The following is a 22,703-nucleotide window of genomic DNA, read 5'->3' as shown; positions in this document are numbered from 1 at the left end:
AACGAGAAAGAAGATTCTCCAAATTACGATTAAAATTCGGCTCTTCCCGGAGATTTCCTTGAAAAGACGGTAAAGCCCGGCTTTTCATTCTTCTTTTACTTTACAAATACGTGGAATCTGATTAGCCTAGAAGAAAGATCCATTGAAAACAATCTTCAACCTCAAGAAGAGCCCTTGGAACAAAAGGACCAGAGTAGAATGAAATATTTAGAAACCGAACAGATCATTCCCGCAAAAGGAATGTCTTATACAATGTATGAAGTGGAAGGAGAAGATCAGATTCTGAAGATGATGACTTATATTCCGAACACTGACGAAATTCATATCTACCCGAAACCGCCGGTCAAAAAATTATATAAACCGGAACTATGTAAGGTGATAGACGAACTCGTATTTTCGGAACTCTGGAAATTGGGAGAAGAAAGGAAGGCGGCGAAGTAAAGTAGAAGTGAGTTCTGGCCTCGGAGAGAATCGAACTCCCGACACAAGGATTTTCAGTCCTCTGCTCTACCGACTGAGCTACAAGGCCGAACTCATGGACAGCATAGAAAAACAGGCTTCACTGTCAACGAAAAAGATCGGATACAACTTCTTCTCCTCGGAGTCTTTCGGAGAAATATAAAATGTCCTCCGTATCCAAAATCTGCGATCCGCTCCTGCGGCGCGTCGAACGCGAACGAATGGTGAAATCACAAATTGTTTCTCGAGGAATCCGAGATCGAAACGTTCTCTCTGCGATACTCTCGATTCCTAGAGAATGTTTTGTCCCTTCTCTGTATTCTTCTCAAGCCTACGAAGACAAACCCCTTCCCATCGGATGCAATCAAACCATTTCGCAACCGTTTATGGTAGCTTGGATGTCGGCGCTCCTCGAAATCCAAAAAGGAGATCGCGTTTTTGAAATCGGAACCGGTTCCGGTTATCAGAGTGCGGTCCTTGATTTTCTCGGAGCAAAAATTTACTCCGTAGAATTTTTTGAACCTCTTCACAAAACCGCGATTTCCAATCTGGAATGTTGGAATCCCGGATGTACGAAGAAACATAGTTTTTTTACCGGAAGCGGGCCGGAAGCGCTAAAGCCCGGGCTTTTTTTTGAAAAGATGATCTCTTGCGCTTCTCTTTCCGAACTTCCAAGCCGGGAGAGTCCGTATTTTCGTTCATTGGTTCCGGGAGGAATTTTTATATTTCCGACGGGAAAGGAAGAACAAGTTCTGATGATCGCCAGAAAGACCGTTGACGATTGGTCTTTGGAAATCAAAGGCGGAGTCAAGTTTGTTCCCTTGTTGGGAAATGAATCCTAAGAATTTTTCGAGCTCGGAATACTCATACGAAGATCCGATTCGTAATTTCAAAGCGGAAAGAATTTTGGAAATATTTCCAAATCGGATTCTGGGATTTTTTGCAAGAATATTCAAATTTTTGAATGTTCTTAATTTCTTTTTGGATTTTTTCTCGACCGGTGATTTTGTTTTTGATCCGCTCTTTTGGTGTCCTAATTTTTAAGGATGGAATTCTTTCCTTTTTTCATAACAAACGGAATTCGGCTAAGAATGGGAACGGAAGCGTCGAGAAAGCCGGGAATCTTCTCGGAAATTAAACTTGTGAGTAGATTTCTTTTTTATACGATTGGTTTTTCAAACATCGGGTTTGTGGAATCGGTCATTGAGAACATTCTAAAAACCCAAAGAAAGACAAACGAAGTCCGCCGATCGAGATTCCGTGTTATCGAACGCCGTTTTTGTTTGTCCTTCTTGCGGAGAATTCTTCTATAACAAAAATTCTTCGAATGGTTTGAATCCATCCACCGTAAAAGAGATTAGAATATGGAACTGTTAAACCCAAAAAAAACCGAATTTGCACATTTAGATGAAAAATCTAAAAACATCATGAAAAGAACCATCGAGTTCTTTGAAAAAAAAGGAAAAAACAAGTTAAAAGAAGACGATCGTCATCAGACCTGGTACGGAGATTTTCTCGAATTTCAAAAGGAAGTAAAGGCGTTCGCGACTCTGATGACTCCGGCCGGTTATGGAGATTCCGACTCACGTTGGGATACGACTCGAATCTGCGACTTCAACGAGATCACCGGCTTTTACGGACTTTGTTATTGGTATACCTGGCAGGTTACGATGTTGGGACTCGGCCCGATATGGATCAGTAAAAACGAAGAGATCAAACACAAAACCGCAAAACTTCTAAAAGAGGGAGAGATCTTTGCCTTCGGTCTTTCCGAAAAAGAACACGGAGCCGACTTGATTTCGAGCGATATGATTCTCGAAAAAAAAGGGGAAGGATCGTATGTCGCCAACGGAGACAAATACTACATCGGTAACTCGAACAAGGCCGCGATCGTTTCGACGTTCGGAAGGATGAAAGAAACCGGTAACTACGTTTTTTTTGCGGTCAACTCTCAACATAAGAATTACGAACTCATTCAGAACGTAGTAAACTCTCAGAGTTACGTGGGAGAATACGCGCTTCACGACTATCCGATTTCGGAGAACGAGATTCTTTCCAAGGACCGTGATGCGTGGGACGCTTCCTTAAGTACGATCGCGATCTGTAAATACAATCTAGGCTGGGCTTCGATCGGAATTTGTACCCACTCCTTTTACGAAGCGATCAATCACGCGTCGAAGAGAAAATTATTCAATCGTTACGTGACCGACTTCCCTCAGATCAAACAGATGTTTGTCGACGCTTATTGCCGATTGTTTTCCATGAAACTTTTCGCTTCCAGGGCAAAAGACTATATGAGATCCGCTTCCGGTTCCGATCGGCGTTATCTTCTCTTTAATCCTATGGTGAAGATGAAAGTTACGATGCAGGGAGAAGAGGTCATCAATCTTCTTTGGGACGTGATCGCCGCAAAAGGTTTTGAGAAGAATATGTATTTTGAAATGGCAGCGAAAGACATTCGGGGGCTTCCTAAGTTGGAAGGAACCGCGCACGTCAACATGGCTCTGATCATAAAGTTCATGCACAACTATTTCTTCGAGCCGAATTCTTCCCTTCCGGTAATCCCGAAAGTGAACGATTTCAAAAACGACGATTTTCTTTTTAATCAAGGGGCGACCACTAAGGGTTTCGAGAAAATATCGTTTCACGACTATAACACCGTTTATGCGAGCGTTGATCTTCCGAACGTCAAAATTTTTAGAAAGCAGATCGTAACTCTCAAGGAATTCTTAGAAAAAACTCCGCCAGATTCAAAACAAGCAAAGGATCTCGACTTCATGTTGATCTTGGGGGAATTGTTTACGTTAGTCGCTTATGGGCAACTTCTGATCGAAAACGCCGCGATCGAAAAGGTGGAAGACGATCTTTTGAGTCAGATTTTCGATTTTATGATCCGCGACTTTTCCAAATACGCGCTTCAGCTCTATTCCAAAAGGAGCAGCAGCGCGGAACAAATGGCGAAATGTCTAGAGATGATTCACAAACCGATCGAAGACGAGGAACTTTTTTTGAGAGTCTGTGCAAAGGTTTATTCTTACAAAGACGCTTATGAGATGGCTCCTTAATTTTATTTCTGAGTGCGGGTTTTTTGAACCCGCTTTCACACAAAAAAAATGCGGAATCCGGAAGCGTTCGTTTGTCGGAAAAATAACGGACCTTTCGTGCTCCCAATCAAAGTAGGATCTCCAATCAAAGTAGGATCTCCAATCAAAGTAGGATCTCCAATCAAAGTAGGATCTCCCAATCAAAGTAGGAACTCCCAACTAAAGTAGGAACTCCCAACTAAAGTAGGATCTCCCAACTAAAGTAGGAACTCCAAATCAAAGTAGGATCTCCAAATCAAAGTAGGATCTCCAAATCAAAGCTCGTGTTTGTAACCGGCGCGAAAAACCTGTCCACCCAGTTGAATCGGAAAGGCCGGGGTAGGAGAAAGATTTAGAATTGTTCCTAAAGATTTGCTCGTAGTGGAATCGTATTTGGACGCGAAGACGGTTTCTACTTCTAAGAAGATATGACCTTTTTCGGTGATTCTTGCCTGTGTTCCAAATAACCAATGCGGTGAGAATCCGGAGATTCGAAATTGAATGTTTTCCCGAACCGCAGTCGGATCGGGTCCGTCTCTCAAAAGGTCTCTTACTAAGGCCAATTGGGGAACGCTAACGGAAAGAATATCCAGAGTATCGGAGACACTCTTGGAATCGTTTCTTCCTCTCAGTCCCCAACCGCCAGAAAAATAATTCAATCCGAGCCCCATATAAAGGCTCGAGTCTTCTGAGACATGAATTTTGATACCGATCGTTGCGGGAATGAGAATCGATTGAAAATTCCAATTGGCGTCGATAAACCGATAGCCCAAAAAACTAGCTTTTGTGATTCCTCCCGAGATCTTCTGCGTGTAATTTCCTGAGATTCTCCAGAAAAAATATTTTCCAAAGTCTTTCTCAAAACCGACCATAAAATTTCCCCCGACCATCGCTCCTTGAGCGCTGTCCGCTTGAAAAACCCCGCCGGTTGTTCTCGCGATCGTAATCAATCGGTTCTCCGGAACTACGAGTCTTCGAAGTTCCACGCCGCCGGTTTTACCGTTAGGGCTACAACCGGCCGCGTTCGGATCGCAAACATTTGAGGATTGAACATGAAAATATTGACCCGAGTTGATCCCGTCTTTTGTGATGATCTCGCCCATATTTCCAAGATCGAATTGAAGACCTAAACCGGTGATAAAGTAAGTTTTAGCGTCTACGTTTGTATGAAAAATTAGGAACAAGAAGAATGGGGCATATCTCCGGAAGAGAGTCCGGGGGAGAATGAAGAGTCTGCGTAGAATCATTTACAAATGTGAAAACTTTTAAGCTTATAAAAATTAGGACGCTAATTGGGAAGGAACTCCTGTCAAGGTTCTTAAGGAGTTTTTTAGATCGAATGATATAAAAAAAAGGCCCTCACGAGGAGAGCCTTTTTCCAAAAAGATCTTTGGATTCTGATCTTAGAGTTCGTGTTTGTAACCAAATCTGTAAATTTGTCCACCTACAACGATCGGGTAGGCAGGATATGGGGAAAGGTTGGAAGCTCCACCCACAGACTGAGTTTTACCCACAGAATATGCCGCAGACATAATCGTTTCGAGTTCGATAAAAACGTGACCTTTGTCGGTTACTCTTGCTTGAGTTCCGATCAAGAAGTTAGGTGCGATTCCGGAAGCTCTAAAGCGAGTGTGCTCACGAGTTGTTACAGGATCAGTTCCATCGCTCAATAAGTTAGCGAGGGAAGTTACACCTGCCGCGGTAAGAATATCATAACCGCCTTTTATGTTGTTGGTTCCGTTCAAAGACCATCCACCGTTAAAGTAGTTAAGGCCGGCGCCCATATAAACAGCGGTATCTTCCGTTACGTTGAGTTTGATACCAACGGTTGCAGGAATTACAATTGCACTAAATCCCCAAGTGATGTCTACGATGCTATAACCAGCGATATCAGCTTTAGTTACACCACCGGAAATTTTTTGAGTGTATTCAGCCGCAACTCTCCAGAAGAAATACTTTGCAAAGTCGGACTCGTATCCAACCATCAAGTTTCCACCGACCATCGCTCCTTTTGTGGTTCCGGCGTTGATAATCCCACCGGAAGTTCTTTCCAATGTGATCAGTCTGTTTTCAGCCGGGATTGCGCGTCTTGGCGCAACACCAATATAAGTACCGGATCCTGTAGCCTTGGAAGGATCTTGAATGCAACCTGCGTCAGTTCCTACAGTACAAACATTGGAAGATCTTACAGGACCATAATAAGTCGCAGCATCAAGACCATCCTTAGTGATTGTTCCACCCAATTGCCCCAGGTCTAACTGTAATCCAAATCCTACAATACCGTATGATTTTGCGCTTAAGCTTGCTGCCGAAGAAAATAGGGCGAGGACAAGCAACACCTTACTCATGTTACGAACCATTGATAACTCCTTACTCACGATTCAATTTGATTTGATGTGTTTCCGGAGGTTATATGTATTTCCTGAATCCCGGACACAGGGTGAAACTTTAGAAGTTCGCAGATTAGTGTCAAACAGGATTTCGGCAAAAGATTGAAAAGTTCCCAAAATTCTCAAAATGAGAAAAAAACTTTTCATTATTTTATAACAAATGTTACGAACGAGTCTTTGACGGAGAAAAATTTGTTAAGAGGAGAATCGATTTTGAAAAAGAGAGATCGTTGGAGGGATCGAAAGGTTTCGATCCTCTTAGAATCGGGCCCATTCGACGGAAAGTTTTAGAAAATCATGATATAAAAAAGAAGAATATCGGACAAGAATCGATTTCTTTTTACGAATTCTTCCAGGGAAGACTTCCGACTAGAACGAACATTCCAATCAAAAGGATTGCTTAAGGAAGGTTTTTCTCTTTTGTACAAGATCCTGGAATTTCAGAGATTTGATTCTTAGATTTCAAATGGTTAAAAGAATGGATGACGGAACTACACCGTCTTTTTGAGACTTCGAACGTTAGGCACGATTTATTCTTGTTCATCCGGAATTCGGAGCCTATTTGAATTTTCAAACTTTATGCAAAGCGGTTTCGAAGGTTTTTATCTTAGAATTTATCTCAAAACCCGAAAATGTAGGAACTCCCATAAAAGTTTAATAAGAATCAGTTTGTTAGAAAGTTCCTAAGCCGCTTTCACGGGATATGGATCTGCGGGAACTCCCGCGTTTTGATTGCGAGCTCGCCGAGCGTTTATCAGCGATTTTCTTTACGGTGGGTTTTGAAACAAACCCTCATTTTTTTCGAGAATCCGATTCTTTTTTTTGAAAATGGGAAAACGCTGTTTCAGCCGTTTCGATTCTCTCGCGGAGAAAATCCGAGAATTCCTTTCGGAAAACGCGGAAACGCGAAACCATTTTATTCTTGTCACCTCGTTCTCTTTCGCGATTCTAAACTGGAAACCGTTGGGGGTGGGGCAAAATGTTTGCCTCTGAGAGAGTCCCCGGAACCTGATCAGGATAAAGCCTGCGTAGGAAAACGGATCATACAAAAGATTCTTACTTTTTGAGAGGGCCGTCTAACGCGCGTTCTGCGAAAACAAGGTCGGATTCTTTTTTATAACTTCTTGTTTTTTTACGGCTCCTTTTTTAGTTCCTCTCCAAACCGGCGGTCAGGAGAATGTATGGAACCCACTCAAAAATTTCAAGTCCCTCTAAAATCGATTCAGCTTACCGACGGGACCGAGTATCGATGTTATCACACGGAAGGCGCTCTTTCCGGAAAACTTCCTTCGGATTATAAGAATGGAATTCCCAAACTGCGAAAGGAATGGGTCCAAAAACGTCTGGATCGAGGGGACGCCAACCATTCTCAGATGTATTACGCTCGTAAGGGAATCGTCACGGAAGAGATGCGTTATGTGGCCATTCGAGAGAATATGTCCGAAGAATTTGTCCGTTCCGAGATCGCTTCCGGTCGGGCCATTCTTCCATCCAATCGAAATCATCCCGAACTCGAACCGATGATCATCGGTAAGAATTTTTTAGTAAAGATCAACGCTAACATCGGGAATTCCGCTTTAGGTTCTTCCATCGAAGAAGAAGTCGAAAAACTTCACTGGTCCGTGAAATGGGGAGCGGACACGGTAATGGATCTTTCCACCGGAAAAAACATTCATGAAACGAGAGAATGGATCATCCGAAATTCGCCGGTTCCGATCGGGACGGTTCCGATCTATCAGGCTCTCGAAAAGGTAAAGGGTAAAGCAGAGAATTTGAATATTCAAGTTTTCTTAGAAACCCTCGAAGAACAAGCCGAACAAGGCGTGGATTATTTTACGATTCACGCGGGGGTTCTTCTGCGTTATATTCCTTGGACTGCAAATCGGGTTACGGGAATCGTTTCCAGAGGAGGTTCGATTCTTGCGAAATGGTGTCTCGCACATCATAAGGAGAATTTTCTCTACACACATTTCGACGAGATCCTCGGAGTGATGAAAAAATACGGAGTTTCATTTTCTCTCGGAGACGGGCTTCGTCCGGGTTCGATTGCGGATGCAAACGATAAGGCTCAGTTCGGAGAGTTGGAAACCTTGGGAGAGCTTACAAAACGAGCTTGGGCGGAAGACATCCAGGTGATGATCGAAGGTCCGGGTCACGTTCCGATGCATCTCATCAAAGAGAATGTGGATCTTCAGATGAAACTCTGCCAGGAAGCTCCTTTTTACACGTTAGGCCCTCTTGTGACCGATATCGCACCCGGATACGATCACATCACTTCCGCGATCGGCGCCGCGATGATCGGTTGGTTTGGAACGGCTATGCTCTGTTATGTGACTCCCAAAGAGCACCTCGGTCTTCCGGACAAAGAGGACGTAAAACAGGGAGTGATCGCTTATAAGATCGCGGCTCACGCAGCAGACTTGGCAAAAGGACATCCGGGTGCGATCGAGAGAGACAATCTTTTGAGCAAGGCGCGTTTTGAATTTCGTTGGGAAGATCAGTTCGCTCTTTCTCTCGATCCGGAAACGGCTCAGTCTTTTCACGACGAAACTCTTCCACAGGATCGAATGAAAACCGCTCACTTTTGTTCCATGTGCGGTCCTCATTTCTGTTCCATGAATCTGACGCAGGAACTCCGAAAGTTTGCGGAAGAGAAGGGTGTGGACGAAAACGAAGCGCTTCAGGTGGGAATGGTTGAAAAATCCAAAGAATTTTTAGAAAAAGGCGCCGAGATCTACAGCGCTCCTTGATCTACTTCGCTTAACAATCCGATCGAGCTATTATAACAGGTCGGATCGCCGAATTCTCTAAAAAATGCTTTTGGTGGAATGTGATCCGACGGAAAGCCGGGATTTGCAGGAGTTCCCACCGCGCGGACCTTGCGGTTCGTGGAATTCGGAGATTTCTCAGTTTGAGAGAGAAATGTGGGAACTCTTACGCTTGTGTCGTCCACGGACCTACCGAGAATTAAAAAGTCTGCGGGAACTCCCGCAGACTTTTTCAGAGGATCTCCATAAGACGACAACTTGTTCCGACAAACAAAGCCCGATAAAAAAAGAATGGACCGGCCGGGATCGATAGAAACCCGTTCGAGCTTCAGTTTAATTTCGCCTAACGTTCTTCCGGGACGACGCTGAGAATCTGTTCTCCGAGATCGATCTTATGATCTCGCGAACGGATCGTGGAACGAACGACGTCCCCCGGTTTTAAATATTGACTTCTTCTGCTCTGAGCTTTGACGAACAGTTTCCATTTCGTTTTTTCGGAAAGAAAACCTCCCAACGCCTGAATGAACTTTCCAGGGGCTCGAAGCGCGCAACCCGAAGGAGTTCCCGTCAGTAAAACGTCGCCTGGAGATATATTACAAAAACGTGATAATTCTAAGATCGTCTCCAAGGGTTTGAAGACAAGATTGGAAGTTTTGTCCTTTTGTCTGACTTCCCCGTTGACCGTAAGATTCAATTCCAAGGAGTCGTAAAAAGAAAAGTCTCCTCGATCCAAAATCGAAAGATACGGACCTGCCGGGAAAAACGTTCTATACGATTTCCCCTTATACCATTGCAATTGAGGGATTTGAACGTCTCTCGCGGAAACGTCGTTGGCCATAAAAAAGGCCGCTACGTATTCTTCCAAATTTTCTGAATTCGGATCCAAAGGAGAATCGAACGCTTTTCCAAAAACGATTCCGAGTTCGATCTCATAATCCAGAAGTTTTACGTGAGCAGGTCGAACGATGTCTCCGATCGGAGAGGAAATAGAAGCGTCCGACTTTGTGAAGAATAGATTGTAATTTTTATCATCGGGATCGAGCCCCGATTCGATCAGATGTTGTCGATAGTTGGCGCCTTGGCAGACGATTTGGCAAGGAGCGGTAATCGGAGAAAGGATCGTAACTTCGGAGATCGAAAACGTTTTTTTGGCGGAAAGTTTTTTCTTTTTCCTGAGGAATTCTAAAAGTTCCGTGGTGGAAAGATCTCCGCATTCCAAGGATTGGATCCTCTCGTTTGTAACCAGTCCCCATTGGACTTGGTTTTTTTTACTAAACCGTATGTAGTTTTTTGCCATGGATCACTCCATCATTGATATTCTAAATTTGAAGTTCCGAAATGGATCGGAGCGTTATGCGAAATTCAAGAAAGCATTTCTTTCAGCTTTGATTCGTTTCCACTCGCGAGGGAAACGATTTCTCTTTTTCAACGAACGGAACAAAGTAAAACGCGAATTGCTCCGAACTCAAACATCTCACTTCCTTTGGGTCGTTCGATGGGTCGCAATAACTCAGCGAATTGCTCCTATGGTCGCAATTCAAGTGACCTTCGCCTTTGCGATGGACTTCGCAAAAATTCCGGGCAAAAATTTATGTAAGAATGCGGCGAAGTTTTCTCTAAATCCCGCGATGATGATCTCGTTCTTTCCCTCGGCGATCGCGTCTAAGATTTTTTTAGCGCATTCGTCGGCGGCGATCCCCTGATCTATGACCGAATCCATCTTTCCTTGTTTGGTGCCGTCACCTTTGAGAGCGTTGTTTGAAATCTGAGTTTTGATAAATCCAGGATAAACCAAGGTCACTTTCACTTCTTCTTTTACGTTTTCGGCGCGAAGCGCCTCGTAAAAACCGGTGAGAGCCGCCTTACTCGCGCTATATCCGCTTCGAAGCGGAACTCCAAAAAGACCCGCGACGCTGGAGATCGAAGAAATCGTTCCCGATTTTTGTTTTCTCATAAACGGAAGTACAGCAAGAGAAAGAGCGATATTCCCGAAATAATTCACGTCCATGAGTTTTTCGTAGGTATCGATCGAGGTTTCGTAAGTGTAGGAACGCTGGCTGATTCCACCGTTGTTGATCAGAACGTCGATTCTCCCAAACTGATCGATCGCTTTTTTGGGAACGTTCTTTAGTTTTTTATAATCTTCTAAATCTAAGGGAAGAATCAAGCTGTTTGCTTTGGTAAGTCCGCATTCTTTTTTGACCCTTTCCAGTTCTTTGACTCTTCTCGCGGAGAGGACGATCTTTGCACCCCGTTTGGCGGCTTCTTTTACGAGTTCTTCTCCGATTCCGGAAGAAGCTCCCGTGATCCACACGATTTTGTCTTTGTAAAATGTTTCGCTCATTGAATTCCCCTTTTTTTCAGGACGACGATTCGATTCCGATCTTCGTTTTAAAAACTTCTTTATAAAAAGCGATGTTTCCAAAGAAAGGATATCGATTCAAGAATTCTTCCATTACGGAATCGAATTTTAGAATGAAAAGACGCGAATCCGGTTTTAAAAACGATTCTAAGATAAAAGACGGAAGTGCGAATTCTTCAATCCATTTTGTCGAGTGTATGAATTTCGATATCCAAAGCGCGAACCGAAAGATGAATCTCCACCAAACAGATACAAAGCGAAGCGACGAGAAACAGAAGAGCGGTTCCAAAAAGAAACCAAGCGGTTTGTTGAAGATCAAATGCTAAAACCGTAAGACACGAGGTGCAGGAAAGAAGGCTAAGAATCCCCATACTCTGAGTGTGACGGATCAGAGAAAGACGAAAACGAAGGTTTCGAATTTGAGAAAGTAGATCCGGATCTTTTTTCTCCTGGAACTTTGCAATCAGTTGTCTTGCAAGATTTGCGAGTCCTAAAAATCGATTTGTATAAGCGAGCATAAGAAGGGAAATCGCCGGAAACAGAAGGCCGGGTGTGTTAAACGATAAAGGGATCATAATTCGTTACTAAGTAGAATCAAAGGCTCTCCCGTTTTTGTAAAGTTTCATTTTTTTTCAATCCAACGCTTTCATAACCGAAAAAATCTCGCCTGAATTTGTAAGTCTGATAAAGAATACGTTTAGGCAGATTATGAATACAGAATCAAACTCGGTTTCAAAACCCGATCTTACCGTTCATAGAATTTTTGAAATTCTCGGAGTGTTATCCTTTGTTGTTCTTTCGATCTATCTCGGTTATCAACTCATCCGTTTGTTTTCTTTTGACTTCAACACTTGGTTGTTTTGGGCTCTTCCGCTTGTGATCTTAACTTCTTGGATCGGAGCCGACTTCATTTCCGGTCTGGTTCATTTCTTAGGGGATAGCGTCGGATCGGAAAAAACTCCGATCCTAGGTCCCGGTTTTATTTTTCCGTTTCGAGATCATCACGTCGATCCGAAGGGAATTACAAGACACGATTTTATCGAAACCAACGGAAACAATTGTCTAGTTTCCCTTCCGATTTTGGTCTATTACGTTTTTTTCTGGGAATCTTCCGGAACTACGAGTTCGCTCGTTGCCTTGTTTTGGTTTTTTCTTCTTTGGGGAATTTTTGCGACCAATCAGATTCATAAATGGGCGCATCAGGATTCTCCGTCGGCGATGATAAAGATATTACAAAAATATAAAATGATTTTAGGTCCGGAACACCACAAGATCCATCATACGATACCGTATGATACTTATTTTTGCATCACTACCGGATGGTTGAATCCGATTCTAAAATATCTCAAGTTTTACGAAATTCTAAGATGGATTTTAAGAATTCCTCCGGCTGTCAGAATGGAAGAATCCCTATCCGAAAGATAACCGGTAGAAAGGAGAGGATAAAATAACCCTCTCCTAAAATTCTATAGAATTGATTTTTTTGAAAGAAACTTTCCCGGTAAACGATCCAAGCAGGAATCGAATAACCGAAACAAAAGTATAGGAATTCCGGAAGTAACTTCGGATTTTCGCGGAGCCAAAATAAATTCAAACCCAAACCCAAAAAAGCCAAAATGAAAACGCTTCTTTTGAGCGAGCGGGGAGATATTTGTTTTAAAATGGAGACTACGTTTTCCTTTTGATCGACTTCCCTTTCCATATAAGAATTCATAAACGAATTGCAGAGTGCGGTCAGTAAAAATAAGGAACAGGGGACAATGATCTCCATTTTTGTTTTTGTCGTGAGTAAAACCGGACCAAACCAAACTCCCGCCGTATAAAGGATCGAAACCGAACATTCTTTCCAAAAAAAGTCAATCTGAAGATAGGAAAACAATACGTGAAAAAAAACGAATACTCCCAAGATCAATCCGGCGGTCACGATCCACTCCCTTAGAAATAGGATCGAAAAAATAAAACAGGACGTAGACAAAACCCCGGTGATGACACTTAAGAATATTATATTGTTGTAATGAAATCTGTGTCTGAGGTTAACGCTGTTTTCTCCGAGTTTCCATCCGTCGATCAGATGATCCGCCGTATAGATCACCCAAACCGCCGTCGGCAGAAGAAACCAAAACGCGGTCCGCATCGTAGTTTCTAAAAGTGTGGAGACAAACAAGGAGGATGCGAGAGCTCCCAGAACGATGTCGATACTCAGGACATTCCAATAAAAAAACGCTTTTTTAAGAATCGGGTCCGACATTTCCGTATGCTTTTTTTCCGAAAAATCTAAACTTCGCAGAGATTTTACACTGACCTGAACTTTCAGTCCGTTTCAAGAAGAATTTAAGAGTGAGTCGGTCCAAATGTTTTTGAAAGAGAATATGGATTGACGGAAGAATCCGGATTCCACCGCAACTCGGCGTTTTTTAGTTTCCCTTTTTTGTCTGAAACCTAAGTTCAATTCCTTCCATTCGAAAACGAGAATGAATCCGTTTGATAAATTCGTGTTTAATCGCGAATTGATCCGTAAATTCTAAGGAAGGAAGTGTGATTCTAAAATCGACGGAATTCTCACCAAATCGTTGATAGCTGAACGAAATTTCTTTTTCCGGAATACTTTTGTAAAATTGTTTCAGCGCTTCTTTGGCGATTTCCACCGCGATCGATTCCACTTTTTCCAAATCGCTCTGATACGCCACACCCGCTTCGATCGTAATGGATAATTCTTTAGAAGGAAGATCGAAGTTTGTAAAAACCGAAGAGGACATCACGGAATTGGGAACGATGATCGTGCTGTTGTTGAATCTTCGGATCGTCGTCGTCCTCCAGGTTATATCCTGGACGTAACCTTCCAAGGTTTCACCAGAAAGGCGAACGTAGTCTCCTTTTTTGAGTTGTTTTCCCATAAGGATGCTCAGGCCCGAAAATAAATTCGATAGAGTGGGTTGTAAACCGAGTGCGACCGCAAGGCCTCCGACTCCGAGCGCTCCCAGGATTGGTGCAACCGAAATTCCCAGCGATTGAAGAATCAAGAGGACTCCAATGGCGAATAACGTGATTCGAATCACGTTGCTGATGATCGAAGCGGAAGAAAGAAGTCCTTCGGTAGTTTCAGAGTAGGTTTCGAAAACCGCCGAGAACAAACTTACCAATGAGAACGTGAGTAGAATAATCGCGACGATCTTAAAGGTTAAGAATACGAATTCTCCGGCGTCTGGCGAGAGTTTTAGGAAGCGCAGAAAAAGATAAGAGGCTAGCAGAAAAAAGAGGAGTCGTATGATTCTTCTTCCGGCCTTATAGAGCGGATGAGAATTTTGGATCCTATTTTGAAAAAGAATTCCTGAAAGTTTGGGAACGATTCTATCTCCGAGTAGATAACCGAAAAATAAGACAAAGAAAAAAATTCCGGCGGAAATTCCTAATTCGAAAAAGAACTCTTTAGAAAACCAGGTTTGTACGACGTTCCAATCCATGAGAGCAGTTTTGAAAAAAAATCTCGGGTGTGCAAGATGAAATCGTTTTATCGGAGTTCGCAGTAACGTTTTAAAGCGACTTCCGAATTACTAAAACGAGGCAAAGATGAATAAAATTCTATCGATTCTCATCCTTCTTTCGGGACTTTCTTTGGGAGCGTCTCCGATCAACAAAACTTTCTGGAGGGATCTCGCGATCAACGGTTATGATCCCGTTGCCTATTTTACGATCGGGAAACCAACCGAAGGTAAAAAGGAATTTCAATTTCGCTGGATGGACGCCGATTGGAGGTTTTCCTCGGCGGAAAATTTAAAAAAATTTCGAGAACATCCCGAACGGTATGCTCCTCAGTTCGGCGGTTATTGCGCTTACGGGGTAGCTTTCCGCGAAAAGGTTTCGATCGATCCAAAACAATGGAAGATCGTCGACGGAAAACTTTATCTCAATTATGATCACGACGTTCAGGTTTTATGGGAGAAGGATATACCCGGTTGGATCAAAAAAGCCGAAAAGGAATGGGAGTCGGTCAAGAAAAATTAAAACGAATTCCTCGGCGGACTTTGACTTTGATGTGTCGATTCCCGGTCAAAAAAAGAACCGCCGACTATGTCTTCTCCGCAAAATTGAGATTTTAGGATGACAGGATAAAAATCATCTCCAATCTACTCCAGAATTAAGGAGAACAGGGAAGGGATGTCCAGGCTGCTTGATCGACTCACAAAAAAGTCCAATAAACAAATTCACTGGGAAGAGCTTCCGAATCTTCTTTCGGATACGGAAGACCCGGATTTATTAATCCGAAGTCTGATTTCCGAAAAACTCGCGCTCGGAATTCGAGAGATCGTCTTTTGTCTTCCATCTAAGGAAGCCGAGGCGCTCAAAAAGTCTCATAACTTTCTAAGACTTGTCAGGGATCTAAAACACGGCGGTTTTTCGATCTCTTCGGGCGACAGCGATCGGATACTTTCCGGAATCGGAGAATCTTCGGAAAAGTTTTTCAACTTCTTAAAAAATCGCCCGCAACCTTCCGCCTGTTTGGTCTGGACGCGATTAGGACTCGCAAAGGAACTAGAATTAAAATATCATGATTTTCTAAAACATCCGCACGCTGTTCATTCCTATAATCGAGAGGCAGAGCCGTTTAGGCCTTCCAGGTTTACGATTCGCGTAAAACTGCTTTCGATCGTATCCGCGATCATTATGATCAGCATGAGTTTGATGATTACGATGGCCACTTACTTTTTCCGGAAATACAGCGAAATCCTCATACAAGAATACAATCTTTCGCTCGCGAGGCTGACTGGTCTTCAGTTGAGCGGGAAACTCAAGGAAACTACCCTGAAAATACAGGACTTTCGTCCCGGAGAATCGGAAAAGTTTTTTCGTACGAATTCAAACGCGATCGCCTACGTTCGGTTTAAACTAAAGCCCGGAGAATCCGTTCGAGAAATCAGTTCCCTATTTTGGAATCTTAAATTCTTAAAAAACAACTCGGTCTCTGGAGTCCCCGATCCGGAAGTTTTGAAATCCGCGTTGGAAAAAGCCTCTTCCAGAATTTCAGGAACATTAGAAATATTGAATGTGTCTTCGGAGTTCGGTTTTCCCGCGGTTGCGGTTCTTCTTCCCGTCTCCAACGGACTCGAAATTTCCGGTCTTGTTTTTTCCGCGACCGAGTTTTTGGATTCATTTCTTGCGGTACGTCAAACCGATTTTTTTCAGATGCTCGTCGTGGATTCTTCCGGAAACCTAATCGCTCACTCGAACGATAAGGAGGCGATTTCAGGAAAAGATTATAAAAAACATCCTCTTGTGGAGAATATGCTTCGAAGTCCTTCGGACAACGGTTCTCAACGATTCGACTTCGAAGGAAGAGAAGTCCTCGGTTCTTATCAGCAGTTGGAAGTCGGCGGTCTCGGAGTCATTTCCACGTTAGACGCCGATCTTGCCTTCGAAGCCGTTTATAAGATCAGAAGACAAAACCTTTTGATCATGGTCTCGGTTTTATCCGTGGCATTTTTTGTGGTGTTCGTTTTTTCCAGATCTCTTACGATTCCGATCATTCAACTTCTTTTGGCTACGCGAAAAGTGGAACAGGGAAATTACGCGGTCGATATTCGGCCGACTACACACGACGAAGTGGGAGTTCTTACCAACTCGTTCTTAAGAATGGCAAGAGGTCTTGAAGAAAGAGAGAAGATTAAAAGTACGTTCGGAAAGTTCGTCAACAAGGAGATCGCCGAAAGAGCCTTGTCTTCCGATCTGAAGTTAGGAGGAGAAAACCGCGAAGTCACCGTATTCTTCTCCGATCTTCGCAATTTTACCGGTATGTCCGAAAAGATGAAACCGGAAGAGGTCGTGGAATTTTTAAATCAATACTTTACGGAGATGGTGGAATGTATCTATCTCACACAAGGAATCGTGGATAAGTTTATCGGAGACGCGGTTATGGCGCACTGGGGCGCTCTTGTGCACGACGGAAACGAACCGAAGAATGCGATCAACGCCGCTTTGCTAATGCGAAGAGCTCTGATCGAGTTCAATCGACAGGGACACGATATCGGGCGTCCTTTTACTAGATTCGGCTGCGGTATCAATTCAGGTCCGGTGATCGTGGGTCAGATCGGTTCCGAAAAAAAACTCGAGTTTACGGTGATCGGCGATACGGTCAATCTTGCGTCCAGAATCGAATATTTAAACAAAGAATTCGGCACCGATATTTTGATATCGGAGAGCACCTATTTACAGGCTAAGGATCATTTTCAATTCGTGGAACTCCCGCCCGTTTGGATTCGAGGGAAAGAAAAACCGCAGAGCATATACGCAGTGTTAGGTTGGAAGGACGATCAGGATTGTCCGAAATCTCTGGAAGAATTACGCGCGTTATGCGGCATTCCGGATCCGGAATCTCCTTCACGGTCTTTGGCATGAAACTCTATTCCAAATTTAAAAAGGAAATTCAAGTCGGAGCGTTGTCTCTGCTCGTCTTTTTTATTTCCCTTTTTCTTTTTTGGAGGGAGGGAGCTGCGGATTTCGGCGAAGGCAGAAAGGAAACCGTAGGAAACATCACGTTTAAGTATAGAACCGCGCAGAGAAAGTTTTCGGATCGTATGATCTGGCAGGACGTGGAACAGAATTTTCCGATCTTCAATCACGATTCCGTAAGAACCGACGAACTTTCGGAAGCGGTAGTAACCCTAACTTCGGGAACAAAATTCGAACTCGATCCGAGATCGATGATCGTGATCAATCTAAAGGAGGAAGAGGAACTTTTGGAATTGGAGGAGGGTTCGGTCCGTGTACAAACCGCAAAACCGGTGACACTGTCCTCCGGAAAAACTACTCTAAAATCGCAAGACGACTCAAGTCTGTTTCGCATAACGCGTTCGGCAAACGGGGAAGAAAATTTTATAGAATCTACGAAAGGGAATTTGAAGTGGGTCGGTTCGAATCAAGAGAACAAAATTCTCAAAGAAGGTGAAAAGGCGAAAGTTGCAAATGATTCTTTCCTTACGATACGGGAAGAATTGGAACTTTTGGAACCCCAAGACAATCATCGAATCTTCCCGGAAACGGGAGAGGCAAAGATAAGTTTTCGTTGGAATGGAAACGGAACCATGTCTTCAGGCTTTTTAGAAATATCTTTGAATCGAAATTTTTCGCCTCTGATTCTTAAAAAAGAAATCAGGGCTGAAACCGCGGAGACGAATCTTCCCGAAGGAATTTATTTCTGGAGAATTTCGTCCTCCGATAAGAAAAAAATTTCGGCGACTCGCAAGTTTCGCGTTCTTCCTAATCCTCCGGTCACTCTTCTTTTCCCATTAAAAAACACTTTGTTAGAAGGAAGTTCGCTCCAATCCTTTCGCTGGAAACCTTCAAGACTCGCGACGGGTTACGTTCTTGAGATTTCGGAATCGCCCGATTTTAAAAACGGACTCAGACAATTGACCGTATTTAAAACTTCGATTTCGATTCCTCTTTCTTCGGGAAAGTATCATTGGAGGGTTAAGTCGTTCTCGAATCTCCCCGGAACCGAATCTATATCCGAGACAAGATCCTTTCAAGTGGAGAAGTCCCAGCTTGCGCAAAAAGATCCGATTCAGATCGAAACTTCTTCCGAAACAAAAATCGAAACTTCACAAAAGGAAGAATCGAACGTGAAAGAAATTCAAACGCAGAAGGAAGTTTCTTCAGTTCCGATTTTGGTTTTTCCGATCAAGGGCCGGGTCGTCGATATGACCGGGCAGAATTCGATGGTCTTTCGATGGAAACACAGTTCAACTTCTCGAGAACAAAAATGGAGTCTAAACTTATACGGGGTAAGCGGGGAATCGATCCTAAAACGAAGCGTAAATGGAGAATCGTTTCGATTGACGGACTTAAGCGTGTTGGACGTGGGAAAATTCTCCTGGTCTCTGACTCAGGAAGGAAACGAAACAAATCAAATTCGATCCGACTTTAAGATCGTTTTGAGGGAAGAATTGGCGGCTCCGGAAGCGAAAGCCAGCGGTAAAAAAGGGGAATAAACGATTGAGATCATTGAATATAAACCTTCTGATTTTGTTCTGCATATTCATTAGTAATTCAGTATATTCAGAAGATAGAAACTATACTTACTACATCGAATGGAACGAGGTCAAAGGGAATAACGGTTATAAGATCGAGATCCGAAAAAAGGCTCTCGAAGATACGATCGTAAAGGAAGAGAAAGTATCGACAAACAGTTTGGAATTTAAGATCCCCGCGGGGGAATACGAATTTAGAATTTCCGCGCTCAACCGTTTTGGAAAACCCTCTTCCTGGAGTCAGTGGTCGGCCTTTCTCGTCGAACAGGACCGGCCCAAGAGCGTGGTGGACGCGGAAAAAAAACAAACTCTTGTAGGATCGTCTCCTTGGAAGATTTGGGTTCCCGGTCTGCTTCCGCTGGAAAAAAAAGAATATGGAAGGGCGTCTCTGATTCTTTTTTGCTTCGGGGCCTTGGCTGTTGCGGGTAACGCGGAAAGGAACGCCGGGAATTCCCTTTCACAATCCTCCACAAACGACCCCGCATTTTTAACGTTAGTCGCTTTGTATTCTCCTCTGCCGGTGAGTTATTATTTTATTCATCAGAGGGAGGAGGATAAAAAAGAATACGATCGGCATCAAAATAATCAGGTGAGCATAGGTGTATTAGCTCTTTTGAGTTACGGTTTGAACGTCTGGTTGGAAAAACGTTCTTTCCATTCCACGACGGTTTTGATAGAATCGAAACCGGAAAACAATACAAGATGGATTTATCCAAATTCACAGACGAATTCGATTTTTTCGCTCGGAAGGGTCGAGGTCAGTTTTCGGAAGGAGTTCGAATGAATTCTAAGATTGAAGAACCGGGATTTGCTGTGGAAAAAACTTGGAAACGTATTCTGAAAATAGAATATACTATTTTCTTTTTTTCCTTTTGTCTGAGTTGTTCGGCGCCTTTTCCCGATCTGAATACTAACCTTTTGTTTTTGGCTCTTTTAAATTCCAACGGCGCGCAGACTACCCCGACCGATCCGAATCTGGCGTTGAAATATCTTTTTGTCACAACGGGAACTTCAAACGGTCTATTGGGAGCGGGGACCGTGACGGGAGCGGATTCGCTTTGTAGCGCCGAGAAAAACGCGAATTTTTCCGCGTTACCCGGAACTGGAGCCGATTATAAGGCTTTGATCGTGTCTAACGTGGCTCAGATTCGAAGAGCCTGTAACGCCACTGCGAATTGTACAAGTAGCGCCGAAAACTCGAATTGGGTTCTTCTCCCAAATCAGGATTATTATCGCGGAACCGTAGCCAGTCCTGTGAAAGTGTTTACCACCAACTCGGCGGGGATCGTTTTGTTTCCGATCGTATCCTTTTTGGATTCCAGCGCGGCCAATCAATGGTGGACCGGGTTAGCCGATGACTGGACGATCAGCGTAGGAGATACCTGCAATAACTGGATGGATGGAACCGGCGCTTCCACCGGTGAATTCGGAGCCGGAGCCGTGACAAACGTGAATACGATCAACACGGGAGGTTTTTCGGATCCATGCAATACGCCAAAAAAACTTGTTTGTGTTCGGCAGTGAAGGAACCGTTTCTCATTCGGTTTTGATTCGAAATCGGCCGTATCTACGGATTTGGGCGTCGTGTTGCTCGGATTCGAATCGTATTTATATGGTTTTCTTAAATTCCTCCCCACATCCTTTCTGGATTCAATTCAATCGATAGAAAATTAGAATATATTGGAATTTGAATATTTCGATTTTGGACGGAGTAATCCGGGAGACGAATCAAGGATCTTCCTCGGAAAAAATCGATACGGGAAAGTTTCCTTTTTTAACTTAGCTTCTGTATGAAACGGATTTATTTTTTGAGAATCCTGATTCTATTTTTTCTTTTCCGATGTAGCGGGATCGCCGGGCCCCAGTTGGTGAATGATGAAGATTTTGGAACTCGAAAATTATCCGCAATCCGCTTAAAACTGCTTTTGTGTGTGCCCTTGGATCCGTCTCAGATATCCTCAAAAAAAGCGGATTCTGCGGAGTCGATTCTCGCAGGAGTCATCACCGGATTTTCCTCCGCAATTCCGGGAAAAAGCGTCTTTTATCTCGAAAAGGACGTCGAGTATTGCGAACTCAGTTTGTATGCAACTCCTTGCGGAAACTCAGCCGAAGAGTTTACGATCCATCATATGAATACTTTGATCCAATCCTGCGAACCTAAGATCGCGTGTATGGGCGGAAAAGATCATCCAGCAACGGGGACGTTCTGCGTTGACTGGAATCGATAGTTCGCATTCTAAAATTGTTAAGCGAACTGGAGAAAACGAAAACGGGTCAACGCGGGGGATCGGAAAGTAATTCTAAAATTCTACGGAGTTCCTTTTCTTCGGGTCCGTAAAGATTCCACTGGATCACATCGGCGCCTTGAAACCGTTTCCAACGCCAGTCCAGATTCGAAGAAGCTCGAATGGGCGCCGCGGTTTTCTCGTCCTTAAATTCCGCGTCGTGAGGCGTTTTCGAAACCGAATACCACCACAAAAGAATCGGTTCCTCGCCGGAAGGACTTTTTAGACGGGCCTTTTGAACTCCGTCTTCTCCGCCTTGTTCCAGAAAAGAAAAACCGACCGCTTCAAAACAGATTCTCGGATCGTGTCCGGTGCCGATCGTAAATAAATCCCGTTTAAGAATCAGATAATTTTTATCCGAACGATAGACCGCTATACGAGAATCGTTTCGAGTGGAATCGGGATCCAATTGAAAGGATAGAATTTTAGAAGGCCAAGAATGGATTTTTGGAGAAAAAAAGAACTTTTGAGTAAGAAACACGATCGTCAATAAAGGAAGAAAAAACCAAACGATCTTTGGCGGGAATCGAAGACTCAGGTCCGCCGTTCGGAAGGATTTTTCCCGATCTAAACTCGGGAAGAACAACGCGATCACACTCAAAGGAATGACAACTCCGGAGAGAAAAAAAATCACTCCTATAAATTCATGTCTCCAGGACGAGGCTGGAATATTAAAAAGTACTAATGCACCAACCCGGATCCAATTGGAAAAAAACCAAAGGGGGAGCGTTAAGGATGTGATCAAAATCGCCCCCGAACGATTGGAGCGAAGAAGAAACGCCGCCGCGATCAGGACGGAAGCAAGGCCCATCTTCATCCCTTCGCAGGCCCGGTCGACGGTAAACGATTCTCCATTGAATAAAATTTGGTTTCCGAGGGCGACACTCAGGGGATCCAAAAAGTGCAACATCCAAGCGCTCCATTTTGTTACGATCAATCGGAGTTGAAATCCTAAAAAGAGGGAACCGAATCCGGTGATCGGAGGAATTGCAAATACAAAAAACGGGGCCGGCCAGGTAAAACGAATTCCACTTTTATGAAGTAGCGCGAGCAAATTCCAAAACGATCCGATCCAAACAAGACTGAGTCTTTGATAAAAAATTCCCGCAAGAACGAAGGAAACTCCGGGCAAAAACAACCAAAGTTTTGTTAGGTCGTTTCCTCGACGCAAAAATAGAGGAAGGAACAAAAGCGGATATAATTCAAATGCGGAGCGAACGCTGAGCAAATCCTTCCCGACGATCGCCATCGGAATTATACAACTCGCGGCGAGAACTGCGACGGAAAGGATCTTTCTAAGGTTTAAGGGCATAAGAATCTTGAGAGTCTAAA

The 22,703-nt window shown here is 43.6% G+C and carries 20 protein-coding genes, 1 tRNA gene and 1 riboswitch; of the genes, 11 read left to right on the top strand and 10 right to left on the bottom strand.

Going from position 1 to position 22,703, the window contains the following annotated elements; all coding sequences use genetic code 11:
* Positions 1–198: 198 nt before the first annotated feature.
* Positions 199–441: a hypothetical protein gene (locus JWG44_RS20590; RefSeq protein WP_069609334.1), complete on the top strand. Its 243-nt coding sequence runs from the start codon at positions 199–201 to the stop codon at positions 439–441.
* Between the two features lie 15 nt (positions 442–456).
* On the opposite strand, the gene JWG44_RS20585 is transcribed toward JWG44_RS20590, so the two are convergent.
* A tRNA-Phe gene (locus JWG44_RS20585) sits at positions 457–529 on the bottom strand.
* Positions 530–623: 94 nt separating this feature from the next.
* Here JWG44_RS20585 and JWG44_RS20580 point away from each other — a divergent pair.
* Together JWG44_RS20580 and JWG44_RS20575 are read left to right on the top strand one after the other, a co-directional pair.
* Positions 624–1,301, top strand: a complete 678-nt coding sequence (locus JWG44_RS20580) for a protein-L-isoaspartate O-methyltransferase family protein (RefSeq protein ID WP_205276926.1) — start codon at positions 624–626, stop codon at positions 1,299–1,301.
* A 522-nt stretch (positions 1,302–1,823) separates the two neighbouring features.
* Positions 1,824–3,524, top strand: a complete 1,701-nt coding sequence (locus JWG44_RS20575; protein ID WP_205276925.1) for an acyl-CoA dehydrogenase family protein — start codon at positions 1,824–1,826, stop codon at positions 3,522–3,524.
* A gap of 293 nt (positions 3,525–3,817) precedes the next feature.
* On the opposite strand, the gene JWG44_RS20570 is transcribed toward JWG44_RS20575, so the two are convergent.
* Positions 3,818–4,726 carry a porin OmpL1 gene (locus tag JWG44_RS20570; protein WP_269752225.1) on the bottom strand — a complete coding sequence of 303 codons (909 nt, stop codon included), beginning with the start codon at positions 4,724–4,726 and terminating at the stop codon, positions 3,818–3,820.
* Between the two features lie 219 nt (positions 4,727–4,945).
* Complete coding sequence (locus tag JWG44_RS20565) at positions 4,946–5,902, bottom strand: porin OmpL1 (protein ID WP_205276923.1); 957 nt, start codon at positions 5,900–5,902, stop codon at positions 4,946–4,948.
* Positions 5,903–6,887: 985 nt separating this feature from the next.
* Positions 6,888–6,984: riboswitch (TPP riboswitch) on the top strand.
* Between the two features lie 129 nt (positions 6,985–7,113).
* Between JWG44_RS20565 and thiC the strand changes: the two genes are divergently transcribed.
* Positions 7,114–8,682, top strand: a complete 1,569-nt coding sequence (thiC, locus tag JWG44_RS20560; RefSeq protein ID WP_205276922.1) for a phosphomethylpyrimidine synthase ThiC — start codon at positions 7,114–7,116, stop codon at positions 8,680–8,682.
* Here thiC and JWG44_RS20555 read toward each other — a convergent pair.
* From JWG44_RS20555 to JWG44_RS20540, 4 genes are all read right to left on the bottom strand, one after another.
* Positions 8,667–8,957, bottom strand: coding sequence for a hypothetical protein (locus JWG44_RS20555; protein ID WP_205276921.1), 291 nt, complete (start codon positions 8,955–8,957; stop codon positions 8,667–8,669). The two genes, thiC and JWG44_RS20555, sit on opposite strands and share 16 nt — an antisense overlap.
* 86 nt (positions 8,958–9,043) lie before the next feature.
* Complete coding sequence (locus JWG44_RS20550; RefSeq protein WP_205276920.1) at positions 9,044–9,997, bottom strand: fumarylacetoacetate hydrolase family protein; 954 nt, start codon at positions 9,995–9,997, stop codon at positions 9,044–9,046.
* Between the two features lie 240 nt (positions 9,998–10,237).
* The gene (locus tag JWG44_RS20545) at positions 10,238–11,044 is read right to left on the bottom strand and encodes an SDR family oxidoreductase (RefSeq protein ID WP_205276919.1); all 807 of its coding nucleotides are present in this window, start codon (positions 11,042–11,044) and stop codon (positions 10,238–10,240) included.
* A 194-nt stretch (positions 11,045–11,238) separates the two neighbouring features.
* Positions 11,239–11,637 carry a DUF2721 domain-containing protein gene (locus tag JWG44_RS20540; protein ID WP_205276918.1) on the bottom strand — a complete coding sequence of 133 codons (399 nt, stop codon included), beginning with the start codon at positions 11,635–11,637 and terminating at the stop codon, positions 11,239–11,241.
* 133 nt (positions 11,638–11,770) lie between these two features.
* Here JWG44_RS20540 and JWG44_RS20535 point away from each other — a divergent pair, with 133 nt between their 5' ends.
* Positions 11,771–12,487 (top strand): fatty acid desaturase CarF family protein, encoded by a 717-nt coding sequence (locus JWG44_RS20535; RefSeq protein ID WP_205276917.1) that lies wholly within the window; start codon positions 11,771–11,773, stop codon positions 12,485–12,487.
* On the opposite strand, the gene JWG44_RS20530 is transcribed toward JWG44_RS20535, so the two are convergent.
* On the bottom strand, positions 12,456–13,298 hold the full coding sequence (locus JWG44_RS20530) for an LA_0991 family prenyltransferase-like protein (protein ID WP_205277080.1): 843 nt from the start codon (positions 13,296–13,298) through the stop codon (positions 12,456–12,458). The two genes, JWG44_RS20535 and JWG44_RS20530, sit on opposite strands and share 32 nt — an antisense overlap.
* Before the next feature lie 178 nt (positions 13,299–13,476).
* Positions 13,477–14,523: a mechanosensitive ion channel family protein gene (locus JWG44_RS20525; RefSeq protein ID WP_205276916.1), complete on the bottom strand. Its 1,047-nt coding sequence runs from the start codon at positions 14,521–14,523 to the stop codon at positions 13,477–13,479.
* A 106-nt stretch (positions 14,524–14,629) separates the two neighbouring features.
* Between JWG44_RS20525 and JWG44_RS20520 the strand changes: the two genes are divergently transcribed.
* From JWG44_RS20520 to JWG44_RS20495, 6 genes are all read left to right on the top strand, one after another.
* Positions 14,630–15,064: a YHS domain-containing (seleno)protein gene (locus tag JWG44_RS20520; RefSeq protein WP_205276915.1), complete on the top strand. Its 435-nt coding sequence runs from the start codon at positions 14,630–14,632 to the stop codon at positions 15,062–15,064.
* 153 nt (positions 15,065–15,217) lie between these two features.
* Complete coding sequence (locus tag JWG44_RS20515; RefSeq protein WP_205276914.1) at positions 15,218–17,452, top strand: adenylate/guanylate cyclase domain-containing protein; 2,235 nt, start codon at positions 15,218–15,220, stop codon at positions 17,450–17,452.
* A complete protein-coding gene (locus tag JWG44_RS20510; protein WP_205276913.1) occupies positions 17,449–19,047 on the top strand; it encodes a hypothetical protein in 1,599 nt (532 codons plus the stop codon). Before JWG44_RS20515 ends, JWG44_RS20510 begins: the two co-directional genes overlap by 4 nt.
* 4 nt (positions 19,048–19,051) lie before the next feature.
* A complete protein-coding gene (locus JWG44_RS20505) occupies positions 19,052–19,870 on the top strand; it encodes a fibronectin type III domain-containing protein (RefSeq protein ID WP_205276912.1) in 819 nt (272 codons plus the stop codon).
* Positions 19,867–20,610, top strand: a complete 744-nt coding sequence (locus JWG44_RS20500) for a DUF1554 domain-containing protein (RefSeq protein ID WP_205276911.1) — start codon at positions 19,867–19,869, stop codon at positions 20,608–20,610. Before JWG44_RS20505 ends, JWG44_RS20500 begins: the two co-directional genes overlap by 4 nt.
* A 266-nt stretch (positions 20,611–20,876) precedes the next feature.
* The gene (locus tag JWG44_RS20495) at positions 20,877–21,314 is read left to right on the top strand and encodes a hypothetical protein (RefSeq protein ID WP_205276910.1); all 438 of its coding nucleotides are present in this window, start codon (positions 20,877–20,879) and stop codon (positions 21,312–21,314) included.
* A 46-nt stretch (positions 21,315–21,360) separates the two neighbouring features.
* Here JWG44_RS20495 and xrtN read toward each other — a convergent pair whose 3' ends face one another.
* Positions 21,361–22,683: an exosortase N gene (xrtN, locus tag JWG44_RS20490; RefSeq protein ID WP_205276909.1), complete on the bottom strand. Its 1,323-nt coding sequence runs from the start codon at positions 22,681–22,683 to the stop codon at positions 21,361–21,363.
* Positions 22,684–22,703 lie beyond the last annotated feature (20 nt).

The sequence above is a fragment of the Leptospira ainazelensis genome (assembly GCF_016918785.1).
Taxonomy (GTDB): domain Bacteria; phylum Spirochaetota; class Leptospiria; order Leptospirales; family Leptospiraceae; genus Leptospira; species Leptospira ainazelensis.
The sequence above is the reverse complement of the archived record's forward strand: the minus strand, read 5'-3'. Positions and strand labels throughout refer to the sequence as shown.